A 19,049-nucleotide genomic window follows, 5' to 3' on the forward strand; every position below is an offset into this window, starting at 1 on the left:
GGCCATCGGCATGATCCGCGTCAGAGGCCGGATGCGTTGCCTCGGACTGCCGGCGGTGTGGGGCGCGGCGGCCGTCGTGTACAAGCTGGCCTGTCCGCTCGCCCAGCAGAACGATCTTCCGTCGCGCATTCTCACCAGCGCCGTCTTCTTCGTGGTCGGCACCGGGCTGATCGTCCACGTGCGGCGGTCGCTGACGCGTGAGCTGCGGCAGCTGCGCCGGATCGCGGGCGCCGCTCAGCACGCGCTGCTGCGACCGCCGCCGTCCCACGTCGGCGGGCTGGACGTCGCCGCCGCCCAGGTGTCGGCGGAGCGCGGCGCCGCCATCGGCGGCGACCTGTACGAGGTCGTCGCCACCGACCACGGCGTCCGGGCCGTGATGGGCGACGTCCGCGGGCACGGGATCGGCGCGCTCGGCACCGCCGCCGCCATGCTCGGCTGCTTCCGCGAGGCGGCACACGACGAGAAGGACCTCGGCGGTGTGCTGCGCCGGCTGGAGCGCGCCCTGGACCGGCACCTGCGCCGGCAGCATCCCACCGGCGACATCGAGGAGTTCGTGACCCTGCTGCTGGTGGAGGTCCGGGCGGACGGCGAAATCCTCGCGCTGAACTGCGGTCACCCGTGGCCGTACCGGCTCAGCGGCTCCCAGGTGGCGCAGCTCGCCGCCGGTGACCCGTATCCGCCCCTGGGGCTGTTCCCGCTGCCGGACACCGACCTGCCCACCGTCCGGCTGGGGTGTCTGCGCCCCGGTGACGGCCTGTTCCTCCACACGGACGGGGCCCAGGACGCGCGGGACGGGCGCGGCCGGTTCTTCCCCCTGGCGGACGTCCTGGAGCGCGCCGTGCGGGACGGGCCCACCTCCTCGCGGGAGGTGCTCCACCGCGTCTCCACGGCGCTGCGGCACCACGTCCGCGGCGCACCGGCCGACGACATCGCCCTGCTGGTGCTGACCAACGGCCCGGGCGGGCCGCCCGGGGCGCGGGGAGCCGCGCAACCGGCCACGTGCCCACGGCCGGCGAAGCACCTCTGATGCCGCGGCGGCGTACGCCCGGTGGGCCGGCGATGCCGTCCGCCCCGCCACGGAGTGTCGGGCAGGCGGCCGGGCGGACGGCGGTGACGGGCCGCCGCACTGTACGAGGGGGAGCCGGCGGCCCGGCCGGCCTCTTGCGAGGCATTTCAGTCAACCGGCCGGCGACTGTGAGCGACAGCGCGCACACAGCGCGGATTCGAGCACTCCGTTCACACCCCGTGTGAACCCGGAACCACTAATCTGTCCGCACCGAGCCACCCGGGGGGCCCACATGCAGCCCAACACTCTGCTCGACGCGATCCTGGACGAGGCGGGGATCTCGCACGCGGGGCTTGCCGCACACGTCAATCAGGCGGGACGGGCACGCGGTCTGTCCCTGCGCTACGAACACACCGCCGTCGCCCGGTGGCTGAAGGGGCAGCGGCCCCGGGGCCAGGTGCCCGACCTGATCTGCGAGGTGCTCGCCGCCCGGCTGCAACGACAGGTCACGCTCGACGACATCGGCCTCGGCGTGCCCGGCGAGCCGTCCGCCCCGCACACCGGCTCGCTCTCCGGGTTCGTCGAACGGGCCACCGCCCTGTGGCGCTCCGACCAGCAGCAGCGCCCGCACATCCTGGGCGCGCCCGCTCTCACCGGCACGCCCGCCGTGATGCCCGTGTGGGAGTGGGAGAACCCGCCCGAGGACGTCGACGTCTCCCGGGGCGGCAGACACCGGGTCACCCCGGGCGACCTGGAGATGCTGCGGGCGGCCCGCACCCACTACGAGCAGATGTACCGCAAGGCCGGAGGCATCGCGACGCGCGCCCGGATCGTCGGTTTCCTCAACGCCGAGGCCGCTCCGCTGCTGCGCGGCAGCTACACCGACGAGACCGGCCGCCAGCTGCACCGCGCCACCGGCGGACTGGTCGCCGTCGCCGGCATCTGCGCCTACGACTCCGACGCGCACGGCCTCGCCCAGCGCTACTTCCACCAGGCGCTGCGCCTGGCCAAGGCCAGCGGGGACCGGGGACTCGGGGCGTACGTCATCGCCCTGCTGGTCAACCAGTCGCTGTTCATGCGCGAGTACCGGCAGGCCGTCGCCTTCGCGGAGGCCGCGCTGCGGGCGGCCGGCAAGCACATCACCCCGGCGCTCGCCTCCGACCTCTACGCGATGCAGGCCAAGGCGTACGCGCATCTCGGCGACGGCGGCAGTGCCCTGTCCTGCATCCGGCGCGCCGAGCAGGCCGCCGAGCGCATCCGGCGCGGCTACGAGCCCGACGAGACCGGTTATGTCCAGCCGGGCCTGGTCAACGTCCAGGTGGCGGAGGCGCTGCTCAGCCTCGGGGAGATCGCGGCCGCCGGGGAGCACGCAGCGGCCGCCGTCGACAACCCGGCGCACGACCGGGGGCGTGTGCACCGGCTCGCGATGCTCAGCACCATCGAGCTGCGGCAAGGCAACGCCGACAAGGCCGTCGCCATCGCCGTGCAGATGGCCGAGCAGGCCCGTGGCATGGAGTCCCAGCGGTTGCGCGACCGGCTGCGCGCGGTGCGCGAGCACCTGGTGCGCAGTGGGTGCGCCGGTACGTCCGAGGCCGCCGAACTCATCGACGGGGCCCTGCGCGTACCGCTGTAGACCCCGTGGGCGGGTCACCCGCCTGATCCCGCACCGCTTCCCGTGCGCCTGCTGTCCTCACGTCCCTGCTGCGATATTGCCCCTTACTCGACGGAAGGTGGCAGAACCGTGCAGTGGACGAAACACAACGAACAGACTGTGTACTCAAATCGCTGGTTCAGCGTCAACCTGGCGGATGTCGAACTGCCGGACGGCCGGCACCTGGACCACTTCCTCATCCGGCTGCGCCCGGTCGCCGTCGCCACGGTGGTCAACGAGGCCAACGAGGTGCTGCTGCTGTGGCGGCACCGCTTCATCACGGACAGCTGGGGGTGGGAACTCGCGGCGGGGGTCGTGGAGGACGGCGAGGACGTCGCCCGCGCGGCCGCCAGGGAACTGGAGGAGGAGACCGGCTGGCGGCCGGGACCCCTGCACCACCTGATGAGCGTGGAGCCGTCCAACGGGCTCACCGACGCCCGGCACCACGTGTACTGGGCCGACGAGGGCGAGTACGTCGGGCACCCCGTGGACGACTTCGAGTCGGACCGCCGGGAATGGGTGCCCCTCAAACTCGTCCCCGACATGGTCGCCCGCGGCGAGGTCCCGGCCGCCAACATGGCGGCCGCGTTACTTCTGCTGCACCATCTCAGGCTCGGACAGGACACGTTGCCCTGACCCGGTGTGGCCTACCGTCCGAACGCCTGCCAGATCGCCACGACGAGGGCACCCACGGCGGTGAGGGCGGCTACCGCGGGCAGCGGCCAGCGCGCGTGTTCCAGTGTGTGGATCCGGGTGTTGAGTTCCTCGATCTCCTTGGCGGTCTCCTGGGTGCGGTGACTGAGCAGGGCCAGGCCGCCCTCGACGCGGGCGTACGCCACATCGAGGCGGCGTCGTAACTCTGCGAGTTCTCCATGGACGACGGGATGTTCGGGATCGACGGTCACGAGTCCGCTCCTTTCCGTAGTCATGACACATCCCTGGTCTGCGCACAGGAGTCAACTCCCCTGGTGGGCGCCTGGGGAGAGTGTGCGAGGGGCATATGCGAGCCCGGCGCGCACACGGTGTGTGAATGCCGCGGGCCCGGCACCAATTCCGGTGCCGGGCCCGCTGCTTGGCCGAAATCTGACCGTCCGTAATCGGCCTCGGAGGGTACTCGGGGGTCATGACGAAGTGGCAGAAGGACGTGGCGATCGCGCTGGCGCTCTACGCCCTCATGGCCGTGGTGATCCGGTACTCCTCCGGTGGCACGGGATGGGGCACGGCGCTGCTGGTGGCCCTCGTGGCCACTCCGCTCGCCCTGTGGATGGGATGGCTGCGCCGCCGCCTCAACGAGCAGGCGGTGGAATGGGGACGCCGCCGCGTCCGTCCGTGGCCGGAGGAGCGGCGGCGCTGAGGTGGCGGCCGCGGCCGGGCGGTCAGCCGTAGGTGTAGAAGCCCGAGCCCGTCTTGCGGCCCAGGCGGCCCGCGTCGACCATGCGCTGCAGCAGCGGGGGAGCGGCGTACAGCGGCTCCTTGTACTCCTCGTACATCGACTGCGCGACCGAGGCGACCGTGTCCAGGCCGATCAGGTCGGAGAGCTTGAGCGGGCCCATGGGGTGGGCGCAGCCCATCTCCATGCCGTTGTCGATGTCCTCACGGCTGGCGATGCCTGTCTCGAACATACGGATCGCGGAGAGCAGGTACGGGATCAGCAGCGCGTTCACCACGAAGCCGGACCGGTCCTGGGCGCGGATCGCGTGCTTGCCGAGCAGCTTCTCGGTGAACAGCTGGGCCCGGCTGATCGTGCCCTCGGACGTGGTGAGCGCCGGGATCAGCTCGACGAGCTTCTGCACCGGGGCGGGGTTGAAGAAGTGGATGCCGATGACCTGGTCCGGCCGCGAGGTCGCCACCGCCAGCTTCACCAGCGGGATGGAGGAGGTGTTGGAGGCCAGGATGGCGTCCGGCCGGGTCACGACCTGGTCGAGCACCTGGAAGATCTCGGTCTTGACCTGCTCGTTCTCGACGACCGCCTCGATCACGAGGTCACGGTCGGCGAACTCGCCGAGGTCCGTGGTGAAGCTCAGGCGGGCCAGCGTGGCCTGCTGCTCCTCCTCGGTGATCTTGCCGCGCTCGGCTGCCTTGGCCAGGGAGGTGAACAGCCGGGTGCGGCCGATCTCCAGGGCCTCGCCGGTGGTCTCGGCGACCATGACGTCCAGGCCGGCCCGGGCGCACACCTCGGCGATTCCCGCGCCCATCTGACCGCAGCCCACGACTCCGACGCGTGCAATGTCTCCCGCTGGGGTGTCCGTCACATCGTCCCTTTCGCTGCTGATCCACGACCGGGCAGGCCGGCCGGGTCCCGGCGCCTGCTCCGTTCGTGCACGTTACCGCCAAGTATCGATGATCGATCGCAGGGGGCGGGCCCGGTTCGGGCATGCTGGGCGCGGAGCGATCCGCGACCGGGCGGATCCGCGGCATTTGGGGCATGCGCATGGGACGAGTCTCACGCAGGGCGTTCGCCGTGGCGGCGCTGTCGGCTTTCGCGATGACGCCCGCGGCATCGGCCGCCCCCGGGCGCAGGGGCGGCGCGCCGGTCTCCGAGATGCGGGGAGTGTGGCTGGCGACGGTGGCCAACCGTGACTGGCCGTCGAAGCCGGGCCTGTCCGCCTCGCAGCAGCGCTCCGAGCTCCTCACCCACCTGGACACGGCCGTCCGCAACCGCCTCAACACCGTCGTCTTCCAGGTTCGGCCCACGGCCGACGCCCTGTGGCCCTCGCCGTACGAGCCGTGGTCGCAGTACCTCACCGGCACCCAGGGCAAGGACCCCGGCTGGGACCCGCTGGGCACGGCGGTCGAGGAGGCGCACGCCCGGGGCCTGAAGCTGCACGCCTGGTTCAACCCCTACCGGGTCGCCGCCCACGCCGACCCGACCCGGCTCGCGGCCTCGCACCCCGCCCGCCGCAACCCGGACTGGGTGGTCGCCTACGGCGGGAAGCTGTTCTACAACCCGGGGCTGCCCCAGGTCAGGGCCTTCGTCGAGGACGCGATGCTGGACGCGGTGGCCCGCTACCCCGTCGACGGCGTGCACTTCGACGACTACTTCTACCCCTACCCGGTGGCGGGGGAGACGTTCGACGACGACGCCGCCTACGAGGAGCACGGCGGTGGCTTCCCGGACCGGGCCGCCTGGCGGCGGGACAACATCGACCGGCTGGTGCGCGAGACCGCCGACCGGGTGAAGGAGATCCGGCCGGGCGCCCGCTTCGGGATCAGTCCCTTCGGCGTGTGGCGCAACGCCTCGACGGATCCGGCGGGTTCGGACAGCCGGGCCGGGGTGGAGACGTACGACGATCTGTACGCGGACACCCGCAGGTGGGTGCGGGAGGGCTGGATCGACTACATCGTCCCGCAGCTGTACTGGAACATCGGCTTCGCCGCCGCCGACTACGCCAAGCTGCTGCCCTGGTGGGCGGAGGTGGCGCGCGGCAGCTCGACCCAGCTGTACGTGGGGGAGGCGCTGTACAAGGCCGGCGACCCCGCGCAGGCGGCGCCCTGGCAGGACCCGGCCGAACTTTCCCGCCACCTGGCGCTCGCCAAGGAGCACGCGCCGGTGCGCGGGCACGTGTTCTTCGGCGCCAGGGACGTGGCGGCCGACCGGATCGGGGCGATGGCGAGGGTGGTCGCCGACCACTACGGGCAGCCGGCGGAGCCTCCGCGCTGAGTCACGGACCGGTGGTGGTCTCCCGGTGGCGGATCTCGGTGTCGGGCCCCGGCGAGCACACGCCCTCGTGCCCGTCCTCGAACCGGACGCGGTAGGGCGGGTTGCCCTCCTGGCCGAGCACTTCGACGATCTCGCCGACCTTGTCGTGCTGACCGACCACCCTGCCGTGCTGGACAAGCTGGTCGCCCACGGTTGCGCGCATCTGGGGCCTCCTCACGGGCAGCGGAGCAGCGGTCCGTGGCGCTGCCGGGCCCACGGCCGCGGACGCGTGACGGCAGGGGCCGTGCGCCGCCCCGCTCAGCCGCGCGCCCGTTGGGTCACGGCGATGCAGACGAGCACCGCCGCCGCCGTCAGCGGGGCGGCCGCCGTCAGGTGCTCGCCCAGCAGCAGCACCGACCACACCAGTGTGAGCAGGGGCTGGGCGAGCTGCAACTGGCTGGCCTTCGGGATGCCGATGGCCGCCATGCCCCGGTACCAGACGACCAGCCCGACGAACTGGGAGCCCGCCGCGACCCACAGCAGCCCGGTGACGCTGTGCGCGGTCAGCTGCCACGGTTCGTGTGCCAGCGCGAGGGCGGCCACGGGCACGGTCAGCGGCAGGCAGAGCACCAGCGCCCAGCCGATCACCTGCCAGCCCGGCATGACCCGGGCCAGCCGGCCGCCCTCGGTGTAGCCGGCCGCGCACACCAGCAGTGCCGCGAAGAGGTACAGGTCGGCGGTGGTCAGGGCGCCGCCGCTCTGCTGCACGGTGAAGGCGGCCACGGCCGCCGCGCCGGCGAGCGCCGCGACCCAGAAGGTGCGCGAGGGCCGGGTGCCGACGCGCAGCGCGGAGCAGAGCGCGGTGGTCAGCGGGAGCAGGCCCACCACGACGGCGGCGTGCGCGGTGGTGGAGGTCCGCAGCGCCAGCGTCGTCAGCAGCGGGAAGCCGAGGACGACACCGGCCGCGACGACCGCCAGGCCCGGCCAGTGGCGGCGGGCGGGCAGCGGTACCCGCAGGGCGAGCAGGGCGCCGCCCGCGATCAGTGCGGCCAGGACGCTGCGCACGGCGACGAGCGACCAGGGCCCGAACCCCTCCAGGCCCCAGGCGGTGGCGGGGAAGGTCAGGGAGAAGGCGACGACGCCGAGGGCCGCCTGGAGGGTGCCGAAGCCGGGGCGCTCCCGCTCCGGGGCGGCGACTGCTATCCGGGGTGCGGCAGTAGCGCTACTCTGTGCTCTCATGCAAGAGCGTAGCAGCGTGGCTGAACTGGCGGAACAACTCAGGCGAGAGCTCGACCGCTACTCACCTGGTGGAAAGCTGCCGTCCAGCCGGGCGCTGGTCGAACGGTTCCGGGTCAGCCCGGTGACGGTGTCGCGGGCGCTGGCGCAGCTCGCCGCCGAAGGCCTCGTCGTCACCCGCCCCGGCGCGGGTGCCTTCCGCGCACAGCCCCGGACGGCACCGGCACCCACCGGTGACACCTCCTGGCAGGAGGTCGCGCTCAGCGCGGACGGGTCCGCCGACTCCGTACCGCGCTCGGTGGACGCCTCCGGGGTGCTGGTGTCGCTGGCCGCGCCGCCGCCCGGCGTGATCGAGTTCAACGGCGGTTATCTGCACCCCTCGCTCCAGCCCGAACGGGCGATGGCTGCCGCCCTGTCCCGGGCCGGGCGGCGCCCCGGTGCCTGGGGGCGGCCGCCCATGGAAGGGCTGCCGGAACTGCGCGAGTGGTTCGCTCGGGCCATCGGCGGCGCCGTCACCGCCGCCGAGGTGCTGGTGACCGCGGGCGGCCAGTCCGCGCTCACCACCGCCCTGCGCGCCCTCGCCCCGCCCGGCGCCCCCGTCCTGGTCGAGTCGCCGACCTACCCCGGCATGCTCGCCATCGCCCGGGCCGCCGGCCTGCGCCCGGTGCCCGTCCCGGTGGACGCCGACGGGGTCAGGCCGGAGCTGCTCGCCGACGCGTTCCGCGCCACCTCAGCCCCGGTCTTCGTCTGCCAGCCGCTCTTCCAGAACCCCACCGGCGCCGTGCTCGCACCCGGGCGGCGCGCCGAGGTGCTGCGCATCGCCCGGGGGGCGGGGGCGTTCGTCGTCGAGGACGACTTCGTGCGGCGGCTGGTGCACGAGGACGCCGGGCCGCTGCCGCGCCCGCTGGCCGCCGACGACCCCGACGGCGTCGTCGTGCACGTCTCCTCGCTGACCAAGGCGACCTCGCCGAGCTTCCGGGTGAGCGCGCTGGCCGCCCGCGGGCCGGTCCTGGAGCGGCTGCGCGCCATCCAGGTCGTCGACACCTTCTTCGTGCCCCGCCCTCTGCAGGAGGCCGCCCTCGAACTCGTCGGCTCGCCCGCCTGGCCCCGGCACCTGCGGGCCGTCTCGGCGGAGCTGAGGGCACGCCGGGAGACGCTGACCGGCGCGCTCGGGCTGCACCTGCCGGAACTGGAGCTCGCGCACGTCCCGTCGGGCGGCTACCACCTGTGGCCGCGCCTGCCCGACGGCACGGACGAGGCGGCCCTGACGGCGGCCGCCCTGCGCGCCGGCGTCGCCGTCACACCCGGCCGCCCCTACTTCAGCGCCGAGCCGCCCGCCCCGCACCTGCGGCTGAGCTTCGCCGCGGTCGCCGGGACCGGGGAGATCACGGAGGGCGTGCGGCGGCTGCGCACGGCGTGCCAGGAGGTGCTGGGATAACCCCTCGACCACGGGCGGTCCATTTGCGAGCATCCCGTCATGACCGACACACCGAGCCTGCCCGAGGGCTACGAGATATCCACCGACTCCTCCCGCGTCGACGCCGAGCGCGTGCACCGCTGGCTGTCCACCGACGCGTACTGGGCGCTGGGCCGCCCCCGCGAGAAGCAGGACCGTGCCATCGAGGGCTCGCTCAACTTCGGTGTGTACGACACCGCCTCCGGGGAGCAGGTGGCCTACGCCCGGGTCGTCACCGACCGGGCGACCTTCGCGTGGCTGTGCGACGTGTACGTGGACCCCTCGGTGCGCGGCAAGGGCGTCGGGACGGCGCTGGTGACGGCCGTACGGGAGGAGGTGCGGTCGTACGGGGTGCGGCGGGTGCTGCTGGCCACGCACGACGCGCACGGGGTGTACGAGAAGATCGGGTTCGCGCCGCTGGCCCGCCCCGACCACTGGATGGTGCTCCTCTTCGAGCAGTGAGGGGCGCCGCACCCTCGGTAACTCCCAGGTAACACCTCTTGACCTGCGCACTTGCGGCGCCCACGATCGCCGCATGTCACTTCGGGTCACGTTCGTCGCCGCGGCGCGCAGCTCCTCGGTGCTCCCCGAGCGTTTCGAGGACGACCGGCCGCTGGACCAGGTCGGCTGGGGCGAGGTGGAGCGCGCCGCCCAGGAGCTGCTGCCGCTCGCGGCGGCCGAGCTGCGCTACTGCTCGCCGGCTCCGCGCAGCCGGGCCACGGGGGACGGGCTCGGTTATGCGCCGCTGGTCCAACTGGGGCTGCGGGACTGTGACATGGGCCGGTGGCGCGGGCTGACCCTGGGGGAGGCGATGGCCCGGGAGCCCGAGGCTGTGGACGCCTGGCTGGCCGACCCGCGGGCCACGCCGCACGGGGGTGAGTCCCTGGTGGACTTCATCACCCGCGTCGGCGGCTGGCTCGACACCCGGCCGGTGGAGGACGGCTGCCGGGTGGTGGCGGTGGCCGAGCCGTCCGTCATCCGCGCCGCGCTGGTGTACGCCCTGAAGGCGCCGCCCACGACGTACTGGAACATCGACGTCCGCCCGCTGTCGACGGCCACGGTGACGGGCCGCTCGGGGCGCTGGCACCTGCGGTTCGACGCGACGACGGCCCAGCGTTCGCGCGCCTAGCGCGTCCAGGCCGTGTCCGCCCGCGGGCAGGGGGCCGGTGCCCCCGTCCGCGTTCACGCCTCGCGTGCGTACTCCGTGCGCAGCACCAGGTCCTTCGCCGGTCCGCGGACGCGCCACACCGTCCGCCAGTGGCCGGCGTCGTGGACCGTGAACTCGCCGCGGTAGAGGTCCGCCGCGCAGGGATGGTCGGCGACGTGCCGCCCGGACGTCAGATCCAGGTCGTGGAAGGGCCGGCCGTCCGCGAACCGCACGTCCGCCGTGCCGCCCGGCCCCGGCAGGAACCGCAGCGTCCGCTCGGCGGGCCGGGCCACGCCCTGCCAGACGAACGTGCCCGACTCCACGTGCAGCAGCCCACCGCTCTCCAGCGGCTCGAACCGGGTGCCGCCGGCGAACTCGCCCTCCGCGCCGCTCGCGAGATCCCGCACCGACCGCGTCACGCGCCAGCGGCCCGCCAGGTACGCCAGTGCGTCCGGCACTGGCCAGAACTCGCCCATCTTGCCCCGCTCTCCGTCCCGTCCGGTGCTGCGCGACCCATTGACGCGCACCTGCCCCCTCCCTATCTTGCCGTTCGAAGTGCTGACCAATGTCTGATATTTCGAACACTCCTCTAGCAGAGAGCCGCGGAGTATCCATGCCACGCACCGCCCGCACCCGAGGGAGAGCCGGCCTCACCGCCACCGCCCTCCTGACGGCAGCAGCCCTCGTACCGGCCCCCGCCCACGCCGAGGACGTCACCGACTACACGATCACCGTCGACCCGTCCGCCCGGGGCGCGGCGATCGACGACACGATGTACGGCGTCTTCTTCGAGGACATCAACCGGGCCGCCGACGGGGGTCTGTACGCCGAGCTCGTGCAGAACCGCTCCTTCGAGTACTCCACCGCCGACAACGGCGCGTACACGCCCCTGACCTCCTGGACGGCCGGCGGCGCGGCGGAAGTCGTCAGCGACTCGGGCCGGCTCAACGAGCGCAACCGCACCTACCTCTCGCTGGGCGCCGGTTCGTCGGTCACCAACGCCGGCTACAACACCGGCATCCGGGTCGAGCAGGGCAAGAGGTACGACTTCTCCGTGTGGGCCCGCGCCGCGAGCGGCAGCACCCTCACCGTCTCGCTGAAGGACGCCGCGGGCAGCCTGGCGTCCGTCCGCCAGGTCGCCGTGCGGGGCGGCTGGACCAAGTACAAGGCCACCTTCACCGCGACTCGCACCAGCAACCGAGGCCGGCTCGCCGTGGCCACCACGCACGCCGCCGCGCTCGACATGGTGTCGCTGTTCCCGCGCGAGACGTACAAGAACCAGCCCAACGGCCTGCGCAAGGACCTCGCCGAGAAGATCGCCGCCCTCAGGCCCGGCTTCGTGCGCTTCCCGGGCGGCTGCCTGGTCAACACCGGCTCCATGGAGGACTACAGCGAGGCGAGCGGCTGGCAGCGCCGGCGCAGCTACCAGTGGAAGGACACGGTCGGACCGGTCGAGGAGCGCGCCACCAACGCCAACTTCTGGGGCTACAACCAGAGTTACGGCCTCGGCTACTACGAGTACTTCCGCTTCTCCGAGGACATCGGCGCCATGCCGCTGCCCGTCGTCCCGGCCCTGGTGACCGGCTGCGGCCAGAACAAGGCCACCGACGACGAGGCGCTGCTGAAGCGGCACGTCCAGGACACCCTCGACCTCATCGAGTTCGCCAACGGCCCGGCGACCTCCACGTGGGGCAAGGTCCGCGCGAAGATGGGCCACCCCGAGCCGTTCCACCTGACCCACATCGGCGTCGGCAACGAGGAGAACCTCCCCCGCGAGTTCTTCGCCCGCTTCGAGAAGTTCCGGGCCGCCATCAAGGCGAAGTACCCGGACATCACCGTCATCTCCAACTCCGGCCCGGACGACGCCGGCACGACCTTCGACACGGCCTGGCAGCTCAACCGCGAGGGCGGGGTCGACATGGTCGACGAGCACTACTACGACAGCCCGGACTGGTTCCTGCAGAACAACGACCGCTACGACTCCTACGACCGCAACGGCCCCAAGGTCTTCCTCGGCGAGTACGCCTCCCAGGGCAACGCCTGGAAGAACGCCCTGGCCGAGGCGGCCTTCATGACCGGCCTGGAGCGCAACGCGGACGTCGTGAAGCTGGCCTCCTACGCCCCGCTGCTCGCCAACGAGGACTACGTGCAGTGGCGGCCGGACATGATCTGGTTCAACAACCGGGCCTCCTGGAACTCGGCGAACTACGAGGTGCAGAAGCTGTTCATGACCAACGCCGGCGACCGTGTGGTCCCGTCCACGGCCACGACCACCCCGGACGTCAGCGGGCCGATCACCGGCGCCGTCGGCCTGTCGACCTGGGCGACCAGCGCCGCGTACGACGACGTGAAGGTCACCTCGGCGGACGGTGCGACGCTGCTGAGCGACGACTTCTCCGGTGACGCCGCGCAGTGGCGGCACAGCGGTGCGGGCAGCTGGAGCATCCAGGACGGGCAGTACGTCCAGACCGACACGGCCGCCGAGAACACCCTGGTCACGGCGGGCGACCCGGCCTGGAGGGACTACGACCTGCATGTGAAGGCCACCAAGAAGTCCGGCAAGGAGGGCTTCCTGGTCGCCTTCGGGGTCAAGGACACCGGCACCTACTACTGGTGGAACCTGGGCGGCTGGAACAACACCCAGTCCGCGATCGAGCAGGCCGTGGGCGGCGGCAAGAGCACCCTGCTGACCAAGGCCGGGTCGATCGAGACGGGCCGCGCCTACGACATCGACATCAAGGTGCGCGGCCGCCAGGTCACCCTGTTCCTCGACGGCCAGGAGTGGGGCAGCTTCCGTGACGACAAGCCGGCCGAGCCGTTCCGCCAGGTCGTCACCGAGGACGCCAGGACCGGTGACCTGATCGTCAAGGTCGTCAACGCCCGGCCGGCCGAGGCCCGCACGGCCGTCGACCTCGGTGGCGCGAAGGTCGCCTCCACGGCCCGCGTGACCACGCTCGCCGCCGACCAGGACGCGGTGAACACCGAGACGGACACACCGGTGACGCCGGTGACGTCCACCTTCCGGGGGGTGGCCGGGAAGTTCACCTACACCTTCCCGGCGAACTCCGTGACGTTCCTGCGGATCAAGCGGGGGTAGGACCCGTCCGCCCTGGTGGGCCGCCGCCTCCGGGCGGCGGCCCACGCGCGTGACGACCACCGGAAAGGATTGCATAAACGTGCAACGAAACGTATAGTCATGCCCTCTGAGGAGGAGGATTTCATGGCGGTACGCGCGGCAGTGGCCGGAGCGAGTGGATACGCGGGCGGGGAACTGCTGCGTCTGCTCCTGGCCCACCCCGAGGTCGAGATCGGTGCCCTGACCGGCAACTCCAACGCCGGGCAGCGGCTCGGCACGCTCCAGCCGCACCTGCTGCCGCTGGCCGGCCGCGTGCTGCGGGAGACCACCCCGGAGGCCCTCGACGGCCACGACGTCGTCTTCCTGGCGCTGCCGCACGGGCAGTCCGCCGCCGTCGCCGAGCGGCTCGGCCCCGACGTGCTCGTCGTCGACATGGGCGCCGACTTCCGGCTCACCGACGCCGCCGCCTGGGAGAAGTTCTACGGCTCGCCCCACGCCGGGACCTGGCCCTACGGCCTTCCCGAACTGCCGGGTGCCCGCGCCGCGCTGGAGGGGTCCAGGCGCATCGCGGTACCCGGCTGCTACCCGACCGCCGTCTCCCTCGCCCTCGTCCCCGCGTACACGGCGGGCCTGGCCGAGCCCGAGGCGGTGATCGTCGCCGCGTCCGGCACGTCCGGCGCGGGCAAGGCGCCCAAGCCGCACCTGCTGGGCAGCGAGGTCATGGGCTCGATGTCCCCGTACGGCGTCGGCGGCGGGCACCGGCACACCCCCGAGATCACCCAGAACCTCAGCGCCGCCGCGGGCGCGACGGTCTCCGTGTCCTTCACCCCGACCCTCGCGCCGATGCCGCGCGGCATCCTCGCCACCTGCAGCGCGAAGGCCACCGTCGGCGTCACCGGCGAGTCCCTGCGGGCCGCCTACGAGAAGGCGTACGCCGACGAGCCCTTCGTGCACCTGCTGCCCGAGGGCCAGTGGCCCGCCACGGCGTCCGTTCACGGTTCGAACGCCGTTCAGCTGCAGGTCGCGTACGACGAGGCCGCCGGACGGATCATCGTGATCAGCGCCATCGACAACCTCACCAAGGGCACCGCGGGCGGTGCCGTCCAGAGCATGAACATCGCCCTGGGTCTCGACGAGACCACCGGACTGACGACGATCGGAGTTGCGCCGTGAGCGTGACGGCAGCGAAGGGATTCACGGCGGCGGGCATCGCCGCCGGGATCAAGGACAACGGCAACCCCGACCTGGCCCTCGTGGTCAACAACGGGCCGCGCCGCGCCGCCGCCGGCGTCTTCACCGCCAACCGCGTGAAGGCCGCCCCGGTGCTGTGGTCCGAGCAGGTCCTCAAGAGCGGCCAGGTCTCCGCCGTCGTCCTCAACTCCGGCGGCGCCAACGCCTGCACGGGCCCGAAGGGCTTCCAGGACACGCACGCCACCGCCGAGAAGGCCGCCGAGGTCCTCGGACGGGGCGCCGTCGAGATCGCCGTCTGCTCGACCGGCCTCATCGGGGTCCTGCTGCCCATGGACAAGCTGCTCCCCGGCGTCGAGCAGGCCGCCGCGGCCCTCAGCGAGCACGGCGGGGAGAAGGCCGCCATCGCCATCAAGACCACCGACACCGTCCACAAGACGTCGGTCGTGACCCGGGACGGCTGGACGGTCGGCGGCATGGCCAAGGGCGCGGGCATGCTCGCCCCCGGCCTCGCCACCATGCTCGTCGTCCTCACCACCGACGCCGACCTCGGCGACGAGACCCTGGACAAGGCGCTGCGCGCGGCGACCCGCACGACCTTCGACCGCGTCGACTCCGACGGCTGCATGTCCACCAACGACACCGTCCTCCTGCTCGCCTCGGGCTCCTCGGGCGTCGCCCCCGCCTACGAGGACTTCGCCGACGCCGTGCGGCAGGTCTGCGACGACCTCGGCCGGCAGCTCATCCGCGACGCCGAGGGCGCCAGCAAGGACATCAAGGTCGAGGTGATCAACGCCGCGACCGAGGACGACGCCGTCGAGGTGGGCCGCTCCATCGCCCGCAACAACCTCCTCAAGTGCGCCCTGCACGGCGAGGACCCCAACTGGGGCCGCGTGCTCTCCGCCATCGGCACGACCCGGGCCGCGTTCGAGCCGGACCGGCTCAACGTCGCCATCAACGGCGTCTGGGTCTGCAAGAACGGCTCCGTCGGCGAGGACCGCGAGAAGGTCGACATGCGCTACCGCGAGGTGCACATCGTCGCCGACCTCGCCGCCGGGTCCGAGACCGCCACCATCTGGACCAACGACCTCACCGCCGACTACGTCCACGAGAACAGCGCGTACTCGTCATGAGCAGTGGAGCGACACGCAAGCACACCGCGCTGCCCAAGGCCCAGATCCTCATCGAGGCCCTGCCCTGGCTGGTCCGGCACAACGGCAAGACGGTCGTCATCAAGTTCGGCGGCAACGCCATGGTCGACGAGGACCTCAAGGCCGCCTTCGCCCAGGACGTGGTCTTCCTGCACCACGCCGGCCTCAAGCCGGTCGTCGTGCACGGCGGCGGACCGCAGATCAGCGCCGCGCTCGACCAGCACGGCATCGTCAGCGAGTTCAAGGCGGGCCTGCGGGTCACCACCGAGGACGCCATGGACGTCGTCCGCATGGTGCTGGCCGGGCAGGTGCAGCGCGAACTGGTCGGCCTGCTCAACCGGCACGGCCCGCTCGCCGTCGGCCTGACCGGCGAGGACGCCCACACCATCACCGCCACCAAGCACCAGCCGGAGATCGACGGTGAGCTGGTCGACATCGGGCGGGTCGGCGAGATCACCGCGATCGACACGGGCGCCATCCAGGCCCTGCTCGCCGACGGCCGCATCCCGGTCGTCTCCTCGATCGCCCGCTCCCAGGACGACGGTGATTCGGGACATGTCTACAACGTCAATGCTGATACGGCGGCTGCGGCACTCGCTGCTGCACTGGGCGCCGAAACCCTCATGGTCCTCACGGACGTCGAGGGACTCTACGAGGACTGGCCGCACAGCGACGAGGTGATCAGCCGCCTCACCGCCTCCGAGCTGGAGCGGCTGCTGCCGGACCTGTCCTCCGGCATGGTGCCGAAGATGGAGGGCTGCCTGTACGCCGTGCGCAACGGCGTGACCAACGCCCGCGTCATCGACGGCCGGGTGCAGCACTCGATCCTGCTGGAGATCTTCACCGACGAGGGCATCGGCACGATGGTCGTGCCCGACGAGAAGGGGGACGCCGTATGACCGCCAACGAGGAACTCGCCGAACGGTGGCGGGGCGCGCTCATGAACAACTACGGCACCCCGCTGCTGCCCCTCGTGCGCGGCGCGGGCACCACGGTGTGGGACGCCGACGGCAGGTCCTACCTCGACTTCGTGGGCGGCATCGCGACCAACGCCCTCGGCCACGCCCACCCGGCGATCGTCGAGGCCGTGACCCGGCAGATCGGCTCCCTCGGCCACATCTCCAACTTCTTCATGGCCGACCCGACCGTCACCCTCGCCGAACGGCTGCTGAGGCTGTTCGGCCGGGACGGCAGGGTCTTCTTCTGCAACTCCGGCGCCGAGGCCAACGAGGCCGCCTTCAAGATCGGCCGGCTGACCGGGCGCACCCACGTCGTGGCCACCGAGGGCGCCTTCCACGGACGGACCATGGGCGCCCTGGCCCTCACCGGCCAGCAGGGCAAGCGGGAGCCGTTCCTGCCGCTGCCCGGCGAGGTCACCCACGTGCCGTTCGGCGACGCCCAGGCCCTGGCCGCCGCGGTCACCGAGGAGACCGCGCTCGTCGTCCTGGAGCCGATCCAGGGCGAACTCGGCGTCGTCGTCCCGCCCGCCGGGTACCTCAAGGCCGCCCGGGCCATCACCGCCGCGACCGGGGCGCTGCTCGTCCTGGACGAGGTGCAGACCGGCATCGGCCGCACCGGCCACTGGTTCGAGTACCAGGCCCACGAGGGCGTCCTGCCCGACGTCGTCACCCTGGCCAAGCAGCTCGGCGGGGGACTGCCGCTCGGCGCGACCGTCGCCTTCGGGCGCGCCGCGGAGCTGCTGCAGCCCGGCCACCACGGCACGACCTTCGGCGGCAACCCCGTCGCCTGCGCCGCCGGACTCGCCGTCCTCGACACCATCGAGAACGAGGGGTTGCTGGAGAACGTCAAGCGGCAGAGCGAGACGTTGCGGGACGGGATCGAGGGGCTCGGACACCGGTTGATCGACTCCGTCCGGGGCGCGGGGCTCCTCCTGGGTATCGTGCTCACCGAGCCGCTCGCGCCGCAGGTGCGCCAGGCGGCTCAGGAGGCCGGTTTCCTGGTGAACGCGCCCGCCCCCGACGTCGTCCGGCTGATGCCGCCGCTGAACCTCCGCGACGCCGACGTGGACGCCTTCCTGGGGGCACTTCCCGGCATCCTCCAGGCAGTGGACGGGGACGGACGATCCGGGGAATGAGACGACGATGAGCCAGGCGCAGGACCACGAGCAGCCGGGGGCGAACGGGCCCGCCGTGCCGCAGACCCGCACCGCACGCCACCGCCGGATCGTGGACATCCTCAACCGGCAGCCGGTCCGCTCGCAGAGCCAGCTGGCGAAGCTGCTCGCCGACGACGGGCTGAGCGTCACGCAGGCGACGCTCTCCCGGGACCTGGACGAGCTGAACGCGGTGAAGATCCGCAACACCGACGGAGACCTGATCTACGCGGTGCCGAGCGAGGGCGGGTTCCGCACGCCGCGGGCTCCGCTGGGCGGGTCGGCGAAGGAGGAGCGGATGCGGCGGCTCTCCCAGGAGCTGCTGATCTCCGCCGAGGCCTCGGCGAACCTCGTGGTCCTGCGCACCCCTCCGGGGGCGGCGCAGTTCCTGGCCTCGGCCATCGACCAGGCCGAGCTGCACGACATCCTGGGCACGATCGCCGGGGACGACACGCTGCTGCTGATCAGCAGGGAGCCGACGGGCGGGCAGGCCCTGGCCGACCATCTGCTGCGGCTGGCGCAGAACGGGCAGGGAGCGCCGTAGGGGTGACGGTCGTGGGCGGCTGCGGGTGCGCTGGGGGCGGCCGCGCGGTTCCCCCGCCCCCCGGGGCGTGGCCGCTCAGCCCAGCCTGGCTGCCAGGCCGTCCGTGCAGCGCACCTCGTCACCGGCCGTGATCAGCAGGGCCTCCACGTCCGGCAGCGACTCCAGCCAGGCCAGCCCTTCCCGCGAGCCCATCGCGAACGCCGCCGTCGCCCAGCAGTCCGCCCAGGTCAGCCGGGGCCCCACCACCGTCACGGCGACCAGGTCGGTCACGGCCGAACGGCCGGTGCGCGGGTCGACGATGTGCGCCCCCCGCTCCGCCGTACCGGACGTGGCCACGGACAGCTCCGCCGCACCGGCCGCCGAGACCACTGCCGCCAGCCCGCCCGGCCGCAACGGGTCCGACATCCCCACGCGCCACGGCCGGTGCGGCTCCGGCGCCCCCAGCAGCTGCACGTCCCCGCCGCCGTTGACGCTCACCCCGCACACCCCGGGCACCTCCGCCAGCCGCCGCGCCGCCCGCTCGACCGCCCAGCCCTTGACGATGCCGGTCGGGTCGAGGCGCCCCTGGTACGACGTGCTGAACCAGCCGTCGCTCACCCGCTCCGCCTCGGCCGCGAGCTCCAGCACCTCGGCGACCTCGGCGTCGCACTCCGGGACGCCCACCTCACCGCGCTGCAGCCGGGAGACCTGGCTGTCCTCGCGGTAGGTGCTGAACACCTCGTCGACCCGGTGCAGCCCGGCCACGACCTCGTCCAGGGCCGCGCGCACGGCGGCCGGTTCCCCGCCGCGGACGTCGAGCGAGAAGACGGTCCCCATCGTCTCCTCCACGTGACGCACCGCG

20 protein-coding genes are annotated in these 19,049 nt (G+C 72.6%); 14 read left to right on the forward strand and 6 right to left on the reverse strand.

The features are described 5' to 3' along the window. Positions 1 to 10 precede the first annotated feature (10 nt). From ACIGAN_RS19140 to ACIGAN_RS19150, 3 genes are all read left to right on the forward strand, one after another. The gene (locus ACIGAN_RS19140; protein ID WP_399858890.1) at positions 11 to 1,027 is read left to right on the forward strand and encodes a PP2C family protein-serine/threonine phosphatase; all 1,017 of its coding nucleotides are present in this window, start codon (positions 11 to 13) and stop codon (positions 1,025 to 1,027) included. 271 nt (positions 1,028 to 1,298) lie between these two features. Beyond that, positions 1,299 to 2,639, forward strand: a complete 1,341-nt coding sequence (locus tag ACIGAN_RS19145; protein ID WP_094057198.1) for a transcriptional regulator — start codon at positions 1,299 to 1,301, stop codon at positions 2,637 to 2,639. A 108-nt stretch (positions 2,640 to 2,747) separates the two neighbouring features. Further along, positions 2,748 to 3,293, forward strand: coding sequence for an NUDIX hydrolase (locus ACIGAN_RS19150; protein ID WP_365090870.1), 546 nt, complete (start codon positions 2,748 to 2,750; stop codon positions 3,291 to 3,293). 11 nt (positions 3,294 to 3,304) lie between these two features. Here ACIGAN_RS19150 and ACIGAN_RS19155 read toward each other — a convergent pair whose 3' ends face one another. Then, the gene (locus tag ACIGAN_RS19155; RefSeq protein WP_365090872.1) at positions 3,305 to 3,562 is read right to left on the reverse strand and encodes a hypothetical protein; all 258 of its coding nucleotides are present in this window, start codon (positions 3,560 to 3,562) and stop codon (positions 3,305 to 3,307) included. Positions 3,563 to 3,780: 218 nt separating this feature from the next. Between ACIGAN_RS19155 and ACIGAN_RS19160 the strand changes: the two genes are divergently transcribed. Next, positions 3,781 to 4,011: a hypothetical protein gene (locus ACIGAN_RS19160; RefSeq protein WP_365737001.1), complete on the forward strand. Its 231-nt coding sequence runs from the start codon at positions 3,781 to 3,783 to the stop codon at positions 4,009 to 4,011. A 22-nt stretch (positions 4,012 to 4,033) separates the two neighbouring features. Here the strand turns inward: ACIGAN_RS19160 and ACIGAN_RS19165 are convergent, their stop codons facing one another. Continuing rightward, on the reverse strand, positions 4,034 to 4,909 hold the full coding sequence (locus tag ACIGAN_RS19165) for a 3-hydroxybutyryl-CoA dehydrogenase (protein ID WP_365736999.1): 876 nt from the start codon (positions 4,907 to 4,909) through the stop codon (positions 4,034 to 4,036). Between the two features lie 173 nt (positions 4,910 to 5,082). Between ACIGAN_RS19165 and ACIGAN_RS19170 the strand changes: the two genes are divergently transcribed. Beyond that, positions 5,083 to 6,318 carry a glycoside hydrolase family 10 protein gene (locus ACIGAN_RS19170; protein WP_399858895.1) on the forward strand — a complete coding sequence of 412 codons (1,236 nt, stop codon included), beginning with the start codon at positions 5,083 to 5,085 and terminating at the stop codon, positions 6,316 to 6,318. Between the two features lies 1 nt (position 6,319). On the opposite strand, the gene ACIGAN_RS19175 is transcribed toward ACIGAN_RS19170, so the two are convergent. Both ACIGAN_RS19175 and ACIGAN_RS19180 read right to left on the reverse strand, forming a co-directional pair. Further along, a complete protein-coding gene (locus tag ACIGAN_RS19175; protein ID WP_010045242.1) occupies positions 6,320 to 6,520 on the reverse strand; it encodes a DUF1918 domain-containing protein in 201 nt (66 codons plus the stop codon). A gap of 95 nt (positions 6,521 to 6,615) precedes the next feature. Beyond that, complete coding sequence (locus tag ACIGAN_RS19180) at positions 6,616 to 7,536, reverse strand: DMT family transporter (protein WP_399858897.1); 921 nt, start codon at positions 7,534 to 7,536, stop codon at positions 6,616 to 6,618. On the opposite strand from ACIGAN_RS19180, the gene ACIGAN_RS19185 reads away from it, so the two are divergent. From ACIGAN_RS19185 to ACIGAN_RS19195, 3 genes are all read left to right on the forward strand, one after another. Further along, a complete protein-coding gene (locus ACIGAN_RS19185) occupies positions 7,535 to 8,971 on the forward strand; it encodes a PLP-dependent aminotransferase family protein (RefSeq protein WP_399858899.1) in 1,437 nt (478 codons plus the stop codon). The two genes, ACIGAN_RS19180 and ACIGAN_RS19185, sit on opposite strands and share 2 nt — an antisense overlap. A gap of 39 nt (positions 8,972 to 9,010) precedes the next feature. Beyond that, on the forward strand, positions 9,011 to 9,451 hold the full coding sequence (locus ACIGAN_RS19190) for a GNAT family N-acetyltransferase (RefSeq protein ID WP_365736991.1): 441 nt from the start codon (positions 9,011 to 9,013) through the stop codon (positions 9,449 to 9,451). Positions 9,452 to 9,524: 73 nt separating this feature from the next. Beyond that, positions 9,525 to 10,118, forward strand: coding sequence for a histidine phosphatase family protein (locus ACIGAN_RS19195; RefSeq protein ID WP_399858901.1), 594 nt, complete (start codon positions 9,525 to 9,527; stop codon positions 10,116 to 10,118). Between the two features lie 53 nt (positions 10,119 to 10,171). On the opposite strand, the gene ACIGAN_RS19200 is transcribed toward ACIGAN_RS19195, so the two are convergent. Then, positions 10,172 to 10,612, reverse strand: coding sequence for a DUF6314 family protein (locus ACIGAN_RS19200; protein WP_399859197.1), 441 nt, complete (start codon positions 10,610 to 10,612; stop codon positions 10,172 to 10,174). A gap of 137 nt (positions 10,613 to 10,749) precedes the next feature. On the opposite strand from ACIGAN_RS19200, the gene ACIGAN_RS19205 reads away from it, so the two are divergent. The 6 genes from ACIGAN_RS19205 to ACIGAN_RS19230 all read left to right on the forward strand — a co-directional run bounded on the left by ACIGAN_RS19205 (position 10,750) and on the right by ACIGAN_RS19230 (position 18,208). Beyond that, positions 10,750 to 13,233: an alpha-L-arabinofuranosidase C-terminal domain-containing protein gene (locus tag ACIGAN_RS19205; protein WP_399858904.1), complete on the forward strand. Its 2,484-nt coding sequence runs from the start codon at positions 10,750 to 10,752 to the stop codon at positions 13,231 to 13,233. 123 nt (positions 13,234 to 13,356) lie between these two features. Next, the gene (gene argC, locus ACIGAN_RS19210; protein ID WP_399858907.1) at positions 13,357 to 14,385 is read left to right on the forward strand and encodes an N-acetyl-gamma-glutamyl-phosphate reductase; all 1,029 of its coding nucleotides are present in this window, start codon (positions 13,357 to 13,359) and stop codon (positions 14,383 to 14,385) included. After that, positions 14,382 to 15,533 (forward strand): bifunctional glutamate N-acetyltransferase/amino-acid acetyltransferase ArgJ, encoded by a 1,152-nt coding sequence (argJ, locus tag ACIGAN_RS19215; RefSeq protein WP_399858910.1) that lies wholly within the window; start codon positions 14,382 to 14,384, stop codon positions 15,531 to 15,533. The genes argC and argJ overlap by 4 nt, the downstream gene beginning before the upstream one ends. Next, positions 15,530 to 16,450: an acetylglutamate kinase gene (gene argB / locus ACIGAN_RS19220; RefSeq protein WP_365090905.1), complete on the forward strand. Its 921-nt coding sequence runs from the start codon at positions 15,530 to 15,532 to the stop codon at positions 16,448 to 16,450. Before argJ ends, argB begins: the two co-directional genes overlap by 4 nt. Next, a complete protein-coding gene (locus tag ACIGAN_RS19225; protein ID WP_365090907.1) occupies positions 16,447 to 17,646 on the forward strand; it encodes an acetylornithine transaminase in 1,200 nt (399 codons plus the stop codon). The genes argB and ACIGAN_RS19225 overlap by 4 nt, the downstream gene beginning before the upstream one ends. Positions 17,647 to 17,653: 7 nt before the next feature. Further along, positions 17,654 to 18,208, forward strand: a complete 555-nt coding sequence (locus ACIGAN_RS19230) for an arginine repressor (protein ID WP_365736979.1) — start codon at positions 17,654 to 17,656, stop codon at positions 18,206 to 18,208. 75 nt (positions 18,209 to 18,283) lie between these two features. Here the strand turns inward: ACIGAN_RS19230 and ACIGAN_RS19235 are convergent, their stop codons facing one another. After that, positions 18,284 to 19,024, reverse strand: coding sequence for an FAD:protein FMN transferase (locus ACIGAN_RS19235; protein WP_399859199.1), 741 nt, complete (start codon positions 19,022 to 19,024; stop codon positions 18,284 to 18,286). Positions 19,025 to 19,049 lie beyond the last annotated feature (25 nt).

Source organism: Streptomyces sp. NPDC085931 (assembly GCF_044540565.1).
Taxonomy (GTDB): Bacteria; Actinomycetota; Actinomycetes; order Streptomycetales; family Streptomycetaceae; genus Streptomyces.

Coding starts and splice junctions, on each gene's coding strand:
- ACIGAN_RS19140 (WP_399858890.1), top strand. CDS start 11: ATGATCCGCGTCAGAGGCCGGATGCGTTGCCTCGGACTGCCGGCGGTG.
- ACIGAN_RS19145 (WP_094057198.1), top strand. CDS start 1,299: ATGCAGCCCAACACTCTGCTCGACGCGATCCTGGACGAGGCGGGGATC.
- ACIGAN_RS19160 (WP_365737001.1), top strand. CDS start 3,781: ATGACGAAGTGGCAGAAGGACGTGGCGATCGCGCTGGCGCTCTACGCC.
- ACIGAN_RS19170 (WP_399858895.1), top strand. CDS start 5,083: ATGCGCATGGGACGAGTCTCACGCAGGGCGTTCGCCGTGGCGGCGCTG.
- ACIGAN_RS19175 (WP_010045242.1), bottom strand. CDS start 6,520: ATGCGCGCAACCGTGGGCGACCAGCTTGTCCAGCACGGCAGGGTGGTC.
- ACIGAN_RS19185 (WP_399858899.1), top strand. CDS start 7,535: ATGCAAGAGCGTAGCAGCGTGGCTGAACTGGCGGAACAACTCAGGCGA.
- ACIGAN_RS19180 (WP_399858897.1), bottom strand. CDS start 7,536: ATGAGAGCACAGAGTAGCGCTACTGCCGCACCCCGGATAGCAGTCGCC.
- ACIGAN_RS19190 (WP_365736991.1), top strand. CDS start 9,011: ATGACCGACACACCGAGCCTGCCCGAGGGCTACGAGATATCCACCGAC.
- ACIGAN_RS19195 (WP_399858901.1), top strand. CDS start 9,525: ATGTCACTTCGGGTCACGTTCGTCGCCGCGGCGCGCAGCTCCTCGGTG.
- ACIGAN_RS19200 (WP_399859197.1), bottom strand. CDS start 10,612: ATGGGCGAGTTCTGGCCAGTGCCGGACGCACTGGCGTACCTGGCGGGC.
- ACIGAN_RS19205 (WP_399858904.1), top strand. CDS start 10,750: ATGCCACGCACCGCCCGCACCCGAGGGAGAGCCGGCCTCACCGCCACC.
- argC (WP_399858907.1), top strand. CDS start 13,357: ATGGCGGTACGCGCGGCAGTGGCCGGAGCGAGTGGATACGCGGGCGGG.
- argB (WP_365090905.1), top strand. CDS start 15,530: ATGAGCAGTGGAGCGACACGCAAGCACACCGCGCTGCCCAAGGCCCAG.
- ACIGAN_RS19225 (WP_365090907.1), top strand. CDS start 16,447: ATGACCGCCAACGAGGAACTCGCCGAACGGTGGCGGGGCGCGCTCATG.
- ACIGAN_RS19230 (WP_365736979.1), top strand. CDS start 17,654: ATGAGCCAGGCGCAGGACCACGAGCAGCCGGGGGCGAACGGGCCCGCC.
- ACIGAN_RS19235 (WP_399859199.1), bottom strand. CDS start 19,024: ATGGGGACCGTCTTCTCGCTCGACGTCCGCGGCGGGGAACCGGCCGCC.